The organism is Streptomyces sp. NPDC079167 (assembly GCF_040686735.1).
Classification (GTDB): Bacteria; Actinomycetota; Actinomycetes; order Streptomycetales; family Streptomycetaceae; genus Streptomyces.
Genome location: NZ_JBFBLO010000006.1, coordinates 324,842 through 338,730 on the forward strand (window position 1 = coordinate 324,842; position 13,889 = coordinate 338,730).

The 13,889-nt window shown below is 72.1% G+C and carries 18 protein-coding genes; 11 read left to right on the forward strand and 7 right to left on the reverse strand.

Annotation, left to right across the window (positions count from 1 at the left end; translation table 11 throughout):
• The first annotated feature begins 79 nt into the window (after positions 1–79).
• From AB0P41_RS15765 to AB0P41_RS15775, 3 genes are all read left to right on the forward strand, one after another.
• A complete protein-coding gene (locus AB0P41_RS15765; protein ID WP_356708000.1) occupies positions 80–865 on the forward strand; it encodes a class I SAM-dependent methyltransferase in 786 nt (261 codons plus the stop codon).
• 217 nt (positions 866–1,082) lie between these two features.
• Entirely contained in the window at positions 1,083–2,150 is a 1,068-nt protein-coding gene (locus AB0P41_RS15770; protein WP_365932427.1) for an NlpC/P60 family protein, read from the forward strand.
• A gap of 255 nt (positions 2,151–2,405) precedes the next feature.
• A complete protein-coding gene (locus AB0P41_RS15775) occupies positions 2,406–3,758 on the forward strand; it encodes a fused response regulator/phosphatase (protein WP_356708002.1) in 1,353 nt (450 codons plus the stop codon).
• Here the strand turns inward: AB0P41_RS15775 and AB0P41_RS15780 are convergent.
• From AB0P41_RS15780 to AB0P41_RS15790, 3 genes are all read right to left on the reverse strand, one after another.
• The gene (locus AB0P41_RS15780) at positions 3,740–4,078 is read right to left on the reverse strand and encodes a DUF2516 family protein (protein ID WP_356708003.1); all 339 of its coding nucleotides are present in this window, start codon (positions 4,076–4,078) and stop codon (positions 3,740–3,742) included. The genes AB0P41_RS15775 and AB0P41_RS15780 overlap by 19 nt on opposite strands.
• Before the next feature lie 119 nt (positions 4,079–4,197).
• Positions 4,198–4,881, reverse strand: coding sequence for a hypothetical protein (locus tag AB0P41_RS15785; RefSeq protein WP_365932429.1), 684 nt, complete (start codon positions 4,879–4,881; stop codon positions 4,198–4,200).
• Between the two features lie 28 nt (positions 4,882–4,909).
• Positions 4,910–5,416: a helix-turn-helix domain-containing protein gene (locus tag AB0P41_RS15790; protein ID WP_356708005.1), complete on the reverse strand. Its 507-nt coding sequence runs from the start codon at positions 5,414–5,416 to the stop codon at positions 4,910–4,912.
• Between the two features lie 135 nt (positions 5,417–5,551).
• Between AB0P41_RS15790 and AB0P41_RS15795 the strand changes: the two genes are divergently transcribed.
• The 5 genes from AB0P41_RS15795 to AB0P41_RS15815 all read left to right on the forward strand — a co-directional run bounded on the left by AB0P41_RS15795 (position 5,552) and on the right by AB0P41_RS15815 (position 8,394).
• The gene (locus tag AB0P41_RS15795) at positions 5,552–6,094 is read left to right on the forward strand and encodes an ATP-binding protein (protein WP_356708006.1); all 543 of its coding nucleotides are present in this window, start codon (positions 5,552–5,554) and stop codon (positions 6,092–6,094) included.
• Positions 6,095–6,165: 71 nt separating this feature from the next.
• On the forward strand, positions 6,166–6,759 hold the full coding sequence (locus tag AB0P41_RS15800; RefSeq protein ID WP_365932431.1) for a DinB family protein: 594 nt from the start codon (positions 6,166–6,168) through the stop codon (positions 6,757–6,759).
• Between the two features lie 51 nt (positions 6,760–6,810).
• Complete coding sequence (locus AB0P41_RS15805; RefSeq protein WP_365932433.1) at positions 6,811–7,161, forward strand: hypothetical protein; 351 nt, start codon at positions 6,811–6,813, stop codon at positions 7,159–7,161.
• A 100-nt stretch (positions 7,162–7,261) separates the two neighbouring features.
• On the forward strand, positions 7,262–7,750 hold the full coding sequence (locus AB0P41_RS15810) for a TIGR03618 family F420-dependent PPOX class oxidoreductase (RefSeq protein ID WP_365932434.1): 489 nt from the start codon (positions 7,262–7,264) through the stop codon (positions 7,748–7,750).
• Complete coding sequence (locus AB0P41_RS15815; RefSeq protein WP_365932436.1) at positions 7,747–8,394, forward strand: HAD-IA family hydrolase; 648 nt, start codon at positions 7,747–7,749, stop codon at positions 8,392–8,394. The genes AB0P41_RS15810 and AB0P41_RS15815 overlap by 4 nt, the downstream gene beginning before the upstream one ends.
• Here the strand turns inward: AB0P41_RS15815 and AB0P41_RS15820 are convergent.
• The gene (locus tag AB0P41_RS15820) at positions 8,351–9,007 is read right to left on the reverse strand and encodes a TetR family transcriptional regulator (protein WP_365932437.1); all 657 of its coding nucleotides are present in this window, start codon (positions 9,005–9,007) and stop codon (positions 8,351–8,353) included. The genes AB0P41_RS15815 and AB0P41_RS15820 overlap by 44 nt on opposite strands.
• Positions 9,004–9,777 carry a TetR/AcrR family transcriptional regulator gene (locus tag AB0P41_RS15825; protein ID WP_365932439.1) on the reverse strand — a complete coding sequence of 258 codons (774 nt, stop codon included), beginning with the start codon at positions 9,775–9,777 and terminating at the stop codon, positions 9,004–9,006. The genes AB0P41_RS15820 and AB0P41_RS15825 overlap by 4 nt, the downstream gene beginning before the upstream one ends.
• 98 nt (positions 9,778–9,875) lie before the next feature.
• Here AB0P41_RS15825 and AB0P41_RS15830 point away from each other — a divergent pair, with 98 nt between their 5' ends.
• Complete coding sequence (locus tag AB0P41_RS15830; RefSeq protein WP_365932441.1) at positions 9,876–10,844, forward strand: ATP-binding cassette domain-containing protein; 969 nt, start codon at positions 9,876–9,878, stop codon at positions 10,842–10,844.
• Positions 10,837–11,610 carry an ABC transporter permease gene (locus AB0P41_RS15835; RefSeq protein ID WP_356708013.1) on the forward strand — a complete coding sequence of 258 codons (774 nt, stop codon included), beginning with the start codon at positions 10,837–10,839 and terminating at the stop codon, positions 11,608–11,610. The genes AB0P41_RS15830 and AB0P41_RS15835 overlap by 8 nt, the downstream gene beginning before the upstream one ends.
• Here AB0P41_RS15835 and AB0P41_RS15840 read toward each other — a convergent pair.
• Positions 11,591–11,770: a hypothetical protein gene (locus AB0P41_RS15840; RefSeq protein ID WP_356708014.1), complete on the reverse strand. Its 180-nt coding sequence runs from the start codon at positions 11,768–11,770 to the stop codon at positions 11,591–11,593. The two genes, AB0P41_RS15835 and AB0P41_RS15840, sit on opposite strands and share 20 nt — an antisense overlap.
• Here AB0P41_RS15840 and AB0P41_RS15845 point away from each other — a divergent pair.
• The gene (locus tag AB0P41_RS15845) at positions 11,757–12,584 is read left to right on the forward strand and encodes an alpha/beta hydrolase (RefSeq protein WP_365932443.1); all 828 of its coding nucleotides are present in this window, start codon (positions 11,757–11,759) and stop codon (positions 12,582–12,584) included. The two genes, AB0P41_RS15840 and AB0P41_RS15845, sit on opposite strands and share 14 nt — an antisense overlap.
• Before the next feature lie 32 nt (positions 12,585–12,616).
• Here AB0P41_RS15845 and AB0P41_RS15850 read toward each other — a convergent pair whose 3' ends face one another.
• On the reverse strand, positions 12,617–13,870 hold the full coding sequence (locus tag AB0P41_RS15850) for a GNAT family N-acetyltransferase (RefSeq protein WP_365932445.1): 1,254 nt from the start codon (positions 13,868–13,870) through the stop codon (positions 12,617–12,619).
• Between the last annotated feature and the right edge of the window lie 19 nt (positions 13,871–13,889).

Here is a 13,889-nt window from a genome sequence, read left to right on the forward strand (position 1 = left end):
GCCGGACGGCTGCTCCCACGCCGCGACCCCCACATCCCGCCCCGCCTGCTCCCGCCGGGGTTCGCATACGCTCCTTCGCATGCACCAGCGCCCCATCGGCACCGCGACCCGCGGAACCACCAACCCCAACCGACTGCGCCGCATGGACCGCTGGATCACCGCCACCCACGGCCCCGCACTGCGCCGCAGCGACGCCCCCGTCGCGGTCGACCTCGGCTACGGTGCCGCCCCCTGGACCGCCGTCGAACTGCTGGAGCGGCTGCGCACCGCCGAGCCGCGCACGGCCGTCGTGGGCGTCGAGATCGATCCCGCCCGGGTCGCGGCGGCGCAGCCGTACGAGCGCGAGGGCCTCACCTTCGTGCACGGCGGCTTCGAGATCCCCACCGCCGGCCGGCCGCTCCTCATCCGGGCCGCGAACGTGCTGCGCCAGTACGACGAGGGCGAGGTCGCCGCGGTCTGGCAGCGGCTGTGCGCCCGGCTCGCCCCGGGCGGACTGCTGGTCGAGGGCACCTGCGACGAGATCGGGCGCCGGCACGTGTGGGTCGCGCTCGGCCCCGAAGGCCCGCGCACGGTCACCTTCGCGACCCGGCTCGGCTCGCTGGACCGCCCCTCCGACCTGGCCGAACGCCTTCCGAAGGCCCTGATCCACCGCAATGTGCCGGGCGAACCCGTCCACGCCTTCCTGCGGGATCTCGACCGCGCCTGGGCCACGGCCTCCCCTTACGCCTCGCTCGGCGCCCGGCAGCGCTGGATCACGGCGGTCCGCACGGTCTCCGCCGACTGGCCCCTGACGGACGGCGTACGGCGGTGGCGGCAGGGCGAGATCACGGTGCGCTGGTCCGCACTGCGGCCGGCCACGGGGTGAACGGCACCGGACCGGAACACGTCGATGCGGGACGATGCCGAATCCGGGAACACCGACGGATCACCGTTCGTCCCCCTGTGTGACGGGGAGGGTGACGCGGACCTCTGTCGCTTTACGGGACGACATGGCACGATCGCGTCGTCACGGAATTGTTACTGACGGTAAGTCAGATGTGCGCGATACGGCTTTCGTTGCCATTCGCCCGGAGGGGGAGCTTGTGAACCGACGCCACTGTGCCGCTGCCGCGATCACCCTGGTCTGCGCACTGGCCCTGCTGACCGCGCCGGTCCAGGCCATGGCGGCCCCGGTCCCCGTGCCCGGCCCGGCAGCCACCTCGTCCGCCTCCCCGAAGAAGACTCTCGAGGAGGTCCGCGAGGAGATCGACACCCTCTACCGCAAGGCCGGGGCGGCGACGGACGCGTACAACCTCGCGGAGGAGCAGTCGGAGAAGCAGTCCGCCGAGATCGTCCGGCTGACCAAGTCGATCGCCGACGGCCAGGCCAGGATCGCCGAGCTGAAGAACAGGGCAGGCGCCCAGGCCCGCGAGCAGTACCGCAACGGCGGGCTCCCCCCGGGTGCGCAGCTGATGCTGAGCGGCGATCCGGACCTCTTCATGGACGGCATCAACCAGGCCAGGCAGGGCCAACAGGCCACCAAGGGCATGCTGACGGAACTGGAGCAGGCCCAGGAGGACTTGGAGACCTACACCAAGGACGCCGGCCTCAACCTGGAGAAGATCGAGGCCGGCCGCGCCAAGCAGGCCAAGGCCAAGAAGAGCATCGACGGGCAGATCGCGGCGGCGGAGAAGCTCGAATCGCAGCTGGCGAAGGAGGAGCGGGCCAGGCTCCTCCAGCTGGAGAAGGACGCCGCCTCCACGGCACAGGCCGCCTGGCTCTCCTCCGGCGCGCTGAAGGACATCGACCGCGAGGCGAGCGCCGCCGGCAAGCAGGCGGTGGCCTTCGCGACCGCCCAGATCGGCAAGCCGTACGTATGGGGGGCCGAGGGCCCCGGTTCGTACGACTGCTCGGGGCTGACCTCACAGGCCTGGGCGGCGGCGAAGCGGCCGATCCCCCGGACGTCGCAGGAGCAGTGGCGGCTGCTGCCCCGCGTCGCCATCGAGGACATGCGCCCCGGCGACCTGATCATCTACCACAGCGACGCCAGTCACGTCGGGATGTACGTCGGCGACGGCTCGATCGTGCACGCCCCCCGCCCCGGCCGGGACGTCACGCTGACGGGCGCGGGCACCATGCAGATCCTGGGCGTGGTCCGGCCGGACAAGTAGGCCGTCCGGGGCGGTCCGGCGAGTTGTGCGCAACGCGTGTCGGGTGCGTGATGTTTGTCATGGCCACATGTCCGTTTCGTGCGCGCCCATCACGCCGGATCCGTGGCGTGAAGCGGCTTATGGCCGCGCATATGACAAAGGATGATCGGCAGACGCCATTCCGTTCCCCTGCCGCGGACCGCTATCGTCCCCGTCGGCGGGTCGTCGATCGTCGTCCCGCCGCGCCCTCGGGGGGAGGGAAGGAAACCCGAACCGATGCCCGTACCCGTACCGCAGCAGCGCGCCGTTCCCGCTGCGGAGACCACTCATGGCGCCGACCTCACACTCCTGGTGATCGAGGACGACCCTGCGGGCACCTTCGCCGTCCCCGATCTGTCGTCCACGACCGGGGCGCGGGTCCGCGTCCGTACCGCCCGTAACCTCACCGAGGCCGGACGGCTGCTCACCGACGACGTCGACTGCATCCTGCTCGACCTGGACCTGGAGGCGGCCGCGCTGCCCGCCGGCGCACGCACCGACGGCCGGGACGACGGCGAGCCCGGCCGGCCGGACGGGCTCGCCGCCCTCAAGCACGTCCTGCGCATCGCGCCGCGCCACGCCGTCCTCGCCCTCACCGCGGAGGACGACGCCGAGAGGGCCGCCGAGGCCGTACGTGTCGGGGCCCAGGACTACCTCTTCCGCGACGAGCTCGACGGCCGCCTCCTCAGCCGCGCCATCCGGTACGCCGTGGAGCGCAAGCGCGCGGACACCGCCCAGCACCAGCTGACCGAGTCCCGGCTGCGCGCCCAGGAGAACGCCCGGCTGGAACGCGGACTGCTGCCCACCCCGCTCCTCGACGGCTCCGATCTCGCCTTCGCCGCCCACTACCGGCCGGGCCGCAGCCGCGCCCTGCTCGGCGGGGACTTCTACGACACGGTCCGCACACCGGACGGCACGGTCCACGCGATGATCGGTGACGTCTGCGGACACGGCCCGGACGAGGCGGCGCTCGGCGTGGAGCTGCGCATCGCCTGGCGGGCGCTCACGCTGGCCGGGCTCTGCGGCGACGCCCTGCTCTCCACGCTGCAGCAGGTCCTGGAGCACGAGCGGCAGAGCGAGGAGATCTTCGCGACGCTCTGCACCGTCGACATCGCACCCGACGGCCGCCGCGCGGGCCTGTGCATCGCGGGTCACCCCGCGCCGCTGATCGCCCGCCAGGGACGGGCCGCGCACCTGCTCCCGTACGAGGACGGCGGCCCGGCCCTCGGCCTGCTGCCGCACGCCCGGTGGCCACGCCGGCAGGTCGAGCTGGGCGGCTCCTGGAGCCTGATGATGTACACCGACGGGCTCATCGAGGGGCGCGTCGGGCAGGGAGGCACCCAGCGGCTGGGTCAGGACGGCATGGTCGCGATGGTCAACGGCCGACTGGACCAGGGGCTCGGCGGCGAGGCCCTGCTGGAGGCCGCGGTCACCCAGGTGCAGGAGCTGAACGGCGGCGAGCTGACCGACGACGTGGCCGTCCTCCTGCTGGAACGCGACGAGGCGCGGATACGACGGAGGGGCGGGCGCGCCTCGCGCTCCCGCCCCGGTGCCGCATCGTCGGCGAACGCTCAGCGCCCGCCGTTGTAGGGGCCGTACGGTCCGTCGCTGCTGGAGCCTCCGCGGCGGCCGCCGCCACCGCCCGACACGGCCTTGATCGCCGGCCGGACGTCCACCATGAAGACGATGGACGCGATCACGCCCGCGATCTGCAGGAACAGGATCGGGATGACGAGGTTCACGAAGACCGTGACGCCGAGGATGATCAGCCAGAAGGACTTCTTCTGCTTGTCCGCGGCCCGGTAGGCGTCCTCCCGCGCCGTCACGGCGAAGACCAGCGCGATCACGGCCAGGACGAGCATGGCCAGGTACAGCAGCTGGAGGATCGAGCCGAATGCTTCGAGCAACACGGTGAGCACCGCCTAGTCAGTGGATGAGCGCCTCGCGGCCAAGGTACCGGGACAACGACCCGGGCACCCCCAAAGGTGCCCGGCCCGTTCTTCCGGCAATCCTGAGCCGCCGCTTCCGGCTACTTCGCGGAGGGCGGGGTCGTCTTCTTCGCCGCGGGCTTGCGCACGGGCGCCGTCTTCCTCGGCGTCGCGGCGGGCGCCGCCTTGGACTCGGCGGCCTTCGGCGCGGGCTTCTTCGCGGCGGGCGCCACCGGCTTCGCGGCGGGCGCCACCGGCTTCGCGGCAACCGGCTTCACGGGGGTCACCGGCTTGGCCGCCGCCTCGGACTTCTGCTTCGGCACGGACTTCGGCTCGGCCTCGACGACGGCGGCGATCTCGACGATCTCGTCGGCCGTCTCGCCGCGCCACGTCCGCACGCTCTGCTCGCCGCGCTCGGCGACCTTCTCGTACGTCTCCCGGGCGCGGACGGCGTACTCGGCGGCCATACCCACGCTCCGCAGCGCCAGATCCTGGGCCGTCTCGCCCCACTTCTTCAGGTCGGTGTCCAGCGCCCCGAAGACCTCGGTCACCTTCGCCTGCACGGTGGCCTGAGCCTCCTTGGCCTGCGTGGTGACCCGCTCCTGGACGGCCTTCGGGTCGGTGTTGCGCACGGCCTCGATCCGCTCGGGCGCCTCGGCCCTGAGCTGGTCGAGCAGGGCCGGGACCTTGCGCGCCTGCTCCACGGCGAGGTCGGCCGTGCCGGCGGCGAAGTAGAGGGGGGTGGGGTCGGTGAGGGTCTTGCGCAGGTCATCGGTGATGGCCATGACTGTGGTCCTCCCGGATCATCAGAAGTCAGTTCGCTGGTGGGTCTGCATCACTGCCGCCGGCCGTGCGGGGGCCGCGGGCATCCGGACCGGCACCGTCCGTGCCGGCACCGCTTTCCGCGTCGGCGTCGATTCTGCTCTCCGCGTCGGCGGCACCGTGGAACCCGGCGCCGGTGTCGGGCGCGACATCGAATCCGTTCTCCCGGCGGAAGGAGTCGTAGATCTGCAGCAGCACGTTCTTCTGCCGCTCGTTGATCGACGGATCGGCCAGTATGACCGCCCGCGTCTCCAGCTCCTCCCGCTCCCGCTCGTCGAGGATCCCGGCCCGCACATAGAGCGTCTCGGCCGAGATCCGCAGCGCCTTGGCGACCTGCTGCAGCACCTCGGCACTCGGCTTGCGCAGACCGCGCTCGATCTGGCTGAGATACGGATTGGACACCCCGGCGGCGTCGGCGAGCTGCCGCAGGGAGAGCTGCGCGGTACGCCGCTGCTCACGCAGGTACTCGCCGAGATTGCCGACGTTGAGTGATGCCATGAGTCGATACTGCACCCACCTTGCTAACTATTGCAAGCGCATGCTTGCAAAAGTGTTCCGCGTCATGTCACAGCGCCGTACCGAACCCCCGCCGCGCACGCCGCCCACGCCCCGCGCGGCGCTAGCGTCGAGCCCATGATCGTATGGCTCAACGGCACCCACGGCGTCGGCAAGACGACGACCAGCACGCTCGTGCAGCGGCTGATCCCGGACTCGCGGGTGTTCAACGCCGAGAAGGTCGGCGAGACGCTCATGGACATCACGCCGGGGCTGCCCTGGACGGGCAACTTCCAGGACTGGCCGCCGTGGCGGCCCCTCGTGGTCGAGACCGCCCGCCAGGTACTCGACTACACCGGCGGCACCCTGGTGATGCCCATGACCGTCCTGGTCGAGCAGTACTGGCGCGAGATCAGCGCGGGCCTCGCCCAGCACGGGATCCCGGTGCGGCACTTCGTCCTCCACGCCGACCAGGAGACCCTCCGCGGCCGCATCGAGGGCGACCTCGTCCTGGGCCCCTCGGAGTTCCGCCTCCAGTACCTGGAGCCCTACGCCGAGGCAGCCCGCACCTGGCTGCACGCCGAGGCAGAGGTAATCAACACGACCTCCCTGACCCCTACCCAAACCGCGCGGCAGATCCTCCGGTCGTTGGGGAGTTTCGGACAACCAAACCGGGCATAAGCGGCGACTCTGCGTCCGTAACCTCCCACCGACCGTCGACAGGGGTGGGTGGGGCGGGGGAGGGTGGGGGGATGAGCGCAGCTGATGGCAAGGGCGACCTCCACTTCTATCTGCAGGCGGCTCGTGACGCGTTGCTCTGGAAGCTCGAAGGGCTCTCCGAGTACGACGCGCGACGCCCTCTGACGCCGACCGGTACGAACCTCCTCGGCCTGGTCAAGCACGTGGCGAGTGTGGAACTGGGCTACCTCGGCGACACGTTCGGGCGGCCGTCCGGCGAGGCGCTGCCGTGGGTCGAGGAGGGGGCCGAGCCCAACGCCGACATGTGGGCGACCGCCGACGAGTCACGTGAGCAGATCGTGGGGCTCTACCACCGGGCCTGGGCCCACGCGGACGCGACGCTCGACGCGCTGCCGCTGGACGCGGTCGGCACCGTCCCGTGGTGGCCGAGCCACCGGGCCGAGGTGACGCTGCACCACGCCGTGGTCCGCGTGATCAGCGACACGCACCGGCACGCCGGGCACGCCGACATCGTCCGGGAACTCATCGACGGCGCCGTGGGGATGAACAAGGGCAACGACAGCATCCCGCCGGGCGACGCCGCGTGGTGGGCGGACCACCGGAGCAGGCTGGAGCGCGCGGCCCGTGAAGCCGGCCGGGATGCGTGACATCGCGGGACGGCGGCGGGGCCTGGCCGCCGGTCCCGTGGCTTCGGCCCTATGAGCGACCTCCTTCCGCTGCTCGTGCTCGCGGGTGCACTCGCCGCCGTCATGGGCCTCTTCTGGTGGCTGGCGTCCCGCGTCCGGCGACGCGGCACCGCCGGTGCGGCCATCAGCGCGGCGCTGGCGTCCTACGACGAGGCGTTCCGGGTGACCGCCCACGACGCCCACCACGAGATCCGGGCGCAGGCCGAGCGCAAGGCCCCGTTGCTCTCGCCCGACCGCCCGTGGGAGAGCGGCCGTGGCGGCCCGCCGTCGGGCGGACGCCCGCGGAGCCGGCGTCCGCTGCGGCACCGGGCCGGCCGCCTGTGGCGCGGGCGAGGGCGCGGGCGCCGGGCCGGGGGCGCGTGAACCGGCGGCCACCAGCTCGCGTTCACCGTCGGCACGGGACTGCTCGTCGCCGCCCCCGAAGCAACCGACTCCGAACCCCGAAGCCCGAAAGGTGCGCACCGTGAACACCACCGACGAGACGAAGAGCGGGCCCCCGCCCCGCGTCCTCACCGACCGGGCGCTCTCCCGGATACTCCAGGAGCAGCAGTTCGGAGTGCTGGCAGCGGTCCGTTCCACAGGTCATCCGCACCTGTCGACCGTGCTGTACCGCTGGGACGCCGAGGAGCGCGTCGTGCGCGTCTCCTCCACCGAGGGCCGCCTCAAGACCCGCGTCCTGCGGCGGAACCCTCATGCCTCCCTGCATGTCGACGGTGGCGACGTCTGGTCGTTCGCCGTGGCCGAGGGTCTTGCCGAGGTGTCGGCGCCGACCGTGGCCGCCGGAGACGCCGTCGGGCGCGAACTCCTCTCCCTGGCACCGGCCTTCGACGACCCCGCTGACGAACGGCTCTTCCTGGAACAGGCGGTGGCCGAGCACCGTGTGGTGATCAGACTCCGGGTGTCGAGGCTGTACGGAGCGGCCCTGGACGTGACGGAGAAGACCGGGCGGTGACGCACGACCTGGCCTACGACGCCGTGCTGTGCGACCTCGACAACGTGGTCCGCTTCTACGACGTGACGCACCTGGCCGCACTGGAGCGGGCGGCCGGCCTGCCGGAGGGCACCACGGAGGACATCGCGTACGCCCCCGAGGTCGACCTCCCGCTCCTCCTCGGCCGGATCACCCTGGAGGAGTGGACCGGCACCGTCGCGCTCGCTCTCGCCCGCCGGGTCGGCGAGGCCAAGGCCCTGGAGCTGGGCAGGGCGCTCGCCCGGGCGCCGTTCCGGGCGGACGGAACGGTCGTCGCGCTGCTGCGCCGGATACGGGCCCGCGTGCCACTGGTGCTCGTCACCAACGCCACGCCCCGGCTGGCCGAGGACCTCGCCGCCCTGGGACTCACGGACCTGGCCCACCACGTGGTCAGCAGCGCCGTCGAGGGGGTCGCCAAGCCGGACCCCGCGATCTACCGGATCGCCGCCGCACGGGCCGGGGTGCCGACGGACCGTTGCCTCTTCGTCGACGACAGCCGCGAGAACGTCGACGCGGCCGTCGCGCTCGGCATGACCGGCGTGCATTTCCGCGAACCGGCCGATCTGCACGGGCCGTTCGGCATCACCCCGGGCCCACCGAGGGGGCTTCTCCGGGACGGGGCATGAGCAGCCCGTTCTCCAGCTGGGCGAAGGCCAGGGCAGCGGCCTCCACCGCGTCCGCGTGGACCTGGCCGGCGCTCTCGCCCGCGTCGATCCGCCGCCAGTTCTCATCGGCCAGGATCCGCAGTACGGCGATGATCTGACCCGCCGCGAGCCGCGCCGCCACCGGGGTGCCGGGGTCGAGGGCGCGGGCGAGCGCCGCTTCGGAGCGGCCCTGGTAGCCGTACAGGCGGGCGACGAGCGACGGGGTTCCGTAGAGCAGGCGGTGGAAGGCCAGCACGTCCGGGTGGTCGCAGAGCCCGGTCACCGGGTCGCGGCGGTCCAGTCCGTCGAGGAAGTGGCGGCGCAGCGCGTCCAGGGGGGAGGTGCCGTCCGGCCGGCCGGTGACGACGCGGGCGGCCTCGTCCTCGTGGTCGGCGAACCGGTGCAGGACCAGGTCCTCCTTGGCGGGGAAGTAGCGGAACAGCGTCGGCTTGGAGATGTCGGCCGCCGCCGCCACCTCGGCCACCGAGACCTTGTCGAAGCCTCGTTCGAGGAACATGGAGATCGCGGCCTCGGAGACGGCCTCGTAGGTCAGCTGCTTCTTCCGCTCCCGCAGGCTGAACTTCTCCGCGCTCATGACGGTGCGTCCTTCTTGATCAGCGCCTCGACACCGTCGAGGATCCGTTCCAGACCGAACACGAACTCGTAGTCGGGTTCGTCCGGTTCGCTCAGGACCCCGGTTTCCAGCAAGTCGGCCAGTTCCGGGTGCCGTGCCGGGTCGACCAGCCTGCGCACCGTCCGCTCCCACCGCGCCATGAACTCGTCGGGGGGCACGCCCTTCTCCTGGACGGCGGCGGCGATGTCGCTCATCAGCGTGGCCTCGTTCCGTACGAAGCCCGAGACGAGCAGGATGACCGAGATCTTGGCCCCCGGAGACAGCCCGCTGCCCGACAGCGCCTGGAGCCCCTGCTCCCACCACACCACCATGTTGGGGCTGGCCGGCGGGCCCGCGATCGGGATGCGCAGGGACCACAGGTGGCGCTGGAACATCCGTCGCTGTGCCCATGCCCACTCCGCCAGCGCCTCCCGCCAGCCCGCTCCGGCCTCCAGCGCGGGCAGCGGTTCGGGGAGGCCCATGACTGCCTCCTGCATGAGGACGTAGAGCTCCTCCTTGGCGGAGACGTAGCGGTAGAGAGACATCGTGGAGGCGCCGAGTTCCTTGGCGACCCGGCCCATCGAGACGGCCGGGAGCCCCTCCGCCGCCGCCACCTGCACGGCCGCGGCGACGATGCGGTCCAGCGTCAGGCCGGGCTTCGGGCCCTTGACCGGCCGTTCGCGCAGTCCCCACGCGGCCTCGATGCTGGCCGGCAGGCCCGTGCCGCCCGACGCGCTGCTCTTCTCCGTCACCCGAAAGCCGCCCTTCCCCGGTCATGGCTTGCCACCATCCTAGGTTTGCGTAATGCTTACGCAGTAACGCGTATGTCATACGCAGAAGGGGGATCTTCATGTCCACGGCCATGAACGACGTCATGATCGAGGCGCGCGGTCTGACCAAGTCCTACGGGAAGGCGGGAGCCCGGGTCCGGGTCCTGGACGGTGTCGGCCTCCAGGTCGCCCGCGCCGGGATCCACGCGCTGCTCGGCCCCAACGGCGCGGGCAAGACCACGACCGTGCGCATCCTCGCCACCCTCACCACCGCCGACTCCGGCACGGCACGCATCGCCGGGTACGACGTCGTCACCGACCGGCGCCGGGTGCGCCGCGCCATCAGCCTGACCGGGCAGTTCGCCGCCGTGGACGAGACTCTGACCGGCGAGGAGAACCTGCGCATGATGGCGCGGCTGTCCGGCCTGCCCCGCGGCCAGGCCCGGCGCCGCGCCGAGGAACTCCTCGGGCGCTTCGGCCTCGCCGACGCGGGCCGCCGGCAGGCCCGTACGTACTCCGGGGGGATGCGGCGCCGCCTGGACCTGGCGGCGGGACTGGTGGGATCGCCCGAGCCCGGCGTCTTCTTCCTCGACGAGCCCACCACCGGCCTCGACCCCCGCAGCCGCCGCGAGCTCTGGCAGGTCGTCCGCGACCTCGCCGGCCGGGGCGCCGCGGTGCTGCTCACCACCCAGTACCTGGAGGAGGCGGACCAGCTCGCCGACCGCATCACCGTCCTCCACCAGGGCGGCAGCGTCGCCGAGGGCACCCCGGAGGCCCTGAAGTCACGCGTCGCGGGACACCGCCTGGACCTCGTCCTCAGCAGCCGCGACGCCTATCTCCGGCTCGCGACCCGCGCCGTCCACCACTCCCCCGAGACGCTCACGCTGGGCCTCCCCACGGACGGCACCGCCGCCCACGTCCGCGCCCTGCTCGACGAGATCGACCCGCACCGCACCGACGTCGACCGCTTCTCCCTGCACAGCGCGACCCTCGACGACGTGTTCCTCGCCCTCACCGCGGAGAAGCCGGAGGCACCCGCCCATGTCTGACGCACCCGGAGCCCTGACCCACGCCACGGTCATGACCGGCCGCAGCCTGCTCATCAGCCGCCGCAACATCGACGCCGTCATCACGTCGATGATGCTGCCGATCATGCTGATGCTGATCTTCGTCTACTTCTTCGGCGGCGCGATCGAGACGGGCGCGGACTACGACTCGTACGTCATGTACGTCGTCCCCGGCGTCCTGTTCCTCTGCGCCGGTTTCGGCTCCGCCACCACCGCCGTGGCGGTGAGCGAGGACATGAAGGGCGGCATCATCGACCGCTTCCGCTCCATGGACATCGGCGGGACGCCGGTGCTGGCCGGCCATGTCGTGGCGAGCACGGTACGCAACCTGGTCTCCACCACGCTGGTCTTCGCCGTGGCCCTGCTCATCGGCTTCCGCCCCGCCGCCACCCCTGCGGGCTGGCTCGCCGTCGCCGCCGTGCTGCTCGCCTACATCGTGGCGCTGTCCTGGATCTCGGCGGCGATCGGCCTGCTCGCCCGCACACCGGAGGCGGCCGGCGGGTTCACCTTCTTCATGTCGTTCCTCCCGTACCCGAGCAGCGCGTTCGTCCCGGTCGACAGCATGCCGGGCTGGCTCCACGGCTTCGCCGACAACCAGCCGGTCACCCCCGCCATCGAATCCCTCCGCGGCCTCCTCCTCGACCAGCCCGTCGGCAACGCCCCCTGGACCGCGCTCGCGTGGGCGGCCGGGATCCTGCTGGTGGCCGTGTCCCTGTCGGGGGCGCTCTTCAGGGCGCGGACGCGGTGACGCCCCGGAGCCGGCGCTCGTAGGCGCCCATGATCTCGCGCAGGGACGGCAGCGAGGTGCGGCCGAAGTGCGGCCGGGGCCACCGTGTGGAGGATGGAACGGGGGACGAGAAGGCTCCTGCCTGCCGCAGACCCGAGAGGTTCACCATGCCGATCTGCACGACCCGCGACGGTGTCGACATCTTCTACAAGGACTGGGGCACGGGCCGCCCCGTGGTGTTCATCCACGGCTGGCCACTGAACGGCGACGCCTGGCAGGACCAGCTGAAGGCCGTCGCGGACGCGGGCTTCCGGGGTATCGCCCACGACCGCCGGGGCCACGGGCGCTCGACGCCGGTCTACGACGGGTACGACTTCGACACCTTCGCCGACGACCTCGACGACCTCCTCACCCAGCTCGACCTGCGGGACGTCACGCTGGTCGCCCACTCGATGGGCGGCGGCGAGCTGGCCCGCTACATCGGGCGGCACGGCACGGGCCGTGTCAGGTCGGCCGTGCTGCTCTCGGCGATCACGCCCCTGATGCTCCAGGGCCCGGACAACCCCGAGGGCGTGCCGCAGTCGGTCTTCGACGGCATCAAGGACGGCATCCTGGCCGAGCGCTCGCAGTTCTGGAAGGACACCGCCGTCGGGTTCTTCGGGGCGAACCGGGACGGCAACAAGGTCACCCGGGGAAACCAGGACGCCTTCTGGTACATGGCCATGGCCCAGACCATCGAGGGAGGCGTGGACTGTGTGGACGCCTTCGCCGCGACCGACTTCCACGAGGACCTGAAGAAGTTCGACATCCCGACGCTCGTCGTCCACGGCGACGACGACCAGATCGTGCCGATCGACGCCACCGGACGCAAGGCCGCACAGCTCGTGAAGAACGCGACCCTCAAGGTGTACGAGGGCGGCTCGCACGGCATCGCGCTCGTCCCCGGTGACAAGGAGAGGTTCAACAAGGACCTCCTGGAATTCCTCGCGACCTGACGCCCACAGGCCCGCGCCGAAGCGGTGAAGCCTCAGAACACGTCCGGACACCACGCCCGTCGTGGTGTCCGGAACACCGCGTCCGCCGTCGCCACCGCGCCCGCCCGGTGCTCGTCGAGCCGGCCGAGCGCCGCCAGCCGCACCGGCGACTCGTCGCCCAGGTAGAGGGTGGCCAGCTCCGCCACGTCCAGCGTGAGGTCGGCGCCCCGCGTCGTGGGCGCGCACGAGGCGCCGGACGGTGACACCTCCAGCAGGAAACGGCCGCCCGCCAGGCCCGCCCCGTCCCGGACGTCCAGGACCAGGGAGCCCTCGGTCGCGTACGTACGTGCCTCCAGGGCCCGCGGGACGTCCAGGAGCCGCAGCCACAGCCAGTCCGCCTGGGTCACCACGCGGGCGGCGCGCGGGTCCGGGAGGAGGAGCGGGAGCAGGTCGTCGGGCGCGCGGTAGCCCGAGCGGACCGTGGTGATCCAGTCGATGGAGCAGACGAAGTGCCACAGGGCCCGTTCCGCCGCCGGGGTCGTCGCGATCATGTCGGCCACCGTCGCCGTGTTGAGCGGCTGCTTACGGTCGCCCCACCTGTCGTCGGCGCGGTAGACGATCAGCCCGTCCGTCTCCCCGTCCGCCGACCGGTACACCGCGTAGAACGGCTCCGTCCACTTGTCCGACGCCGGGACGTCCACACCGGTGTTGCGCTGCCACCAGCGCTCGTCACGGGAGACCACACCGTGCCGGCTGGCGGCCAGTCGGCTGTGGAGCTCGGGGCCCAGCTTGCGTACGTCCGCTCCGTCCACCAGCTCGATCCGCCCGCCGTCCGCCCCGGACGGGACCCGGCCGCGCGGGTCCAGGCCCGCGCGGGGGACGTCGATCTCCCACTCGGCGGTCCAGGAGGCCGGCCCGAAACCGTAGCGCCCGTAGATCGGGTACTCGGCGGCGATCAGCGAGGCTGCCACGTCACCGCGCTCCTTCGCCGCCGCCAGGTCGGCCGCCATCATCCGGCTGAGCAGCCCGCGCCGGCGGTGCGTCGGGGTCACCGTCACGCCCGTGACCGCGTCGGCCGGGACCTTCGCGCCGCCGACGACGGTCAGCTCCTGCGCGAACGACCGGAAGGTGGCGACACAGCGTCCGGCGTCGAACACCCCCTGGACACGGGAGAGATCGGTGTGGGCCAGGCGCACCGCGACCTCCTCCTCCGACGGCACCGAGGCCGCCCGGAGGAACCCGGTCCCCACGGCACGCATCCAGTCGGGGTATTCGGCTTCGGAGACGGTACGCGGATCAAGGCTCATGCGGCCCACGCTAGGCACC

Excerpts from the sequence above, each read along its gene's own strand:
- AB0P41_RS15820 (WP_365932437.1), bottom strand. The coding sequence starts at position 9,007 with ATGAGCGCGGAGAAGTTCAGCCTGCGGGAGCGGAAGAAGCAGCTGACC.
- AB0P41_RS15850 (WP_365932445.1), bottom strand. The coding sequence starts at position 13,870 with ATGAGCCTTGATCCGCGTACCGTCTCCGAAGCCGAATACCCCGACTGG.
- AB0P41_RS15845 (WP_365932443.1), top strand. The coding sequence starts at position 11,757 with ATGCCGATCTGCACGACCCGCGACGGTGTCGACATCTTCTACAAGGAC.
- AB0P41_RS15785 (WP_365932429.1), bottom strand. The coding sequence starts at position 4,881 with ATGGCCATCACCGATGACCTGCGCAAGACCCTCACCGACCCCACCCCC.
- AB0P41_RS15805 (WP_365932433.1), top strand. The coding sequence starts at position 6,811 with ATGAGCGACCTCCTTCCGCTGCTCGTGCTCGCGGGTGCACTCGCCGCC.
- AB0P41_RS15775 (WP_356708002.1), top strand. The coding sequence starts at position 2,406 with ATGCCCGTACCCGTACCGCAGCAGCGCGCCGTTCCCGCTGCGGAGACC.
- AB0P41_RS15790 (WP_356708005.1), bottom strand. The coding sequence starts at position 5,416 with ATGGCATCACTCAACGTCGGCAATCTCGGCGAGTACCTGCGTGAGCAG.
- AB0P41_RS15830 (WP_365932441.1), top strand. The coding sequence starts at position 9,876 with ATGTCCACGGCCATGAACGACGTCATGATCGAGGCGCGCGGTCTGACC.
- AB0P41_RS15795 (WP_356708006.1), top strand. The coding sequence starts at position 5,552 with ATGATCGTATGGCTCAACGGCACCCACGGCGTCGGCAAGACGACGACC.
- AB0P41_RS15765 (WP_356708000.1), top strand. The coding sequence starts at position 80 with ATGCACCAGCGCCCCATCGGCACCGCGACCCGCGGAACCACCAACCCC.
- AB0P41_RS15835 (WP_356708013.1), top strand. The coding sequence starts at position 10,837 with ATGTCTGACGCACCCGGAGCCCTGACCCACGCCACGGTCATGACCGGC.
- AB0P41_RS15800 (WP_365932431.1), top strand. The coding sequence starts at position 6,166 with ATGAGCGCAGCTGATGGCAAGGGCGACCTCCACTTCTATCTGCAGGCG.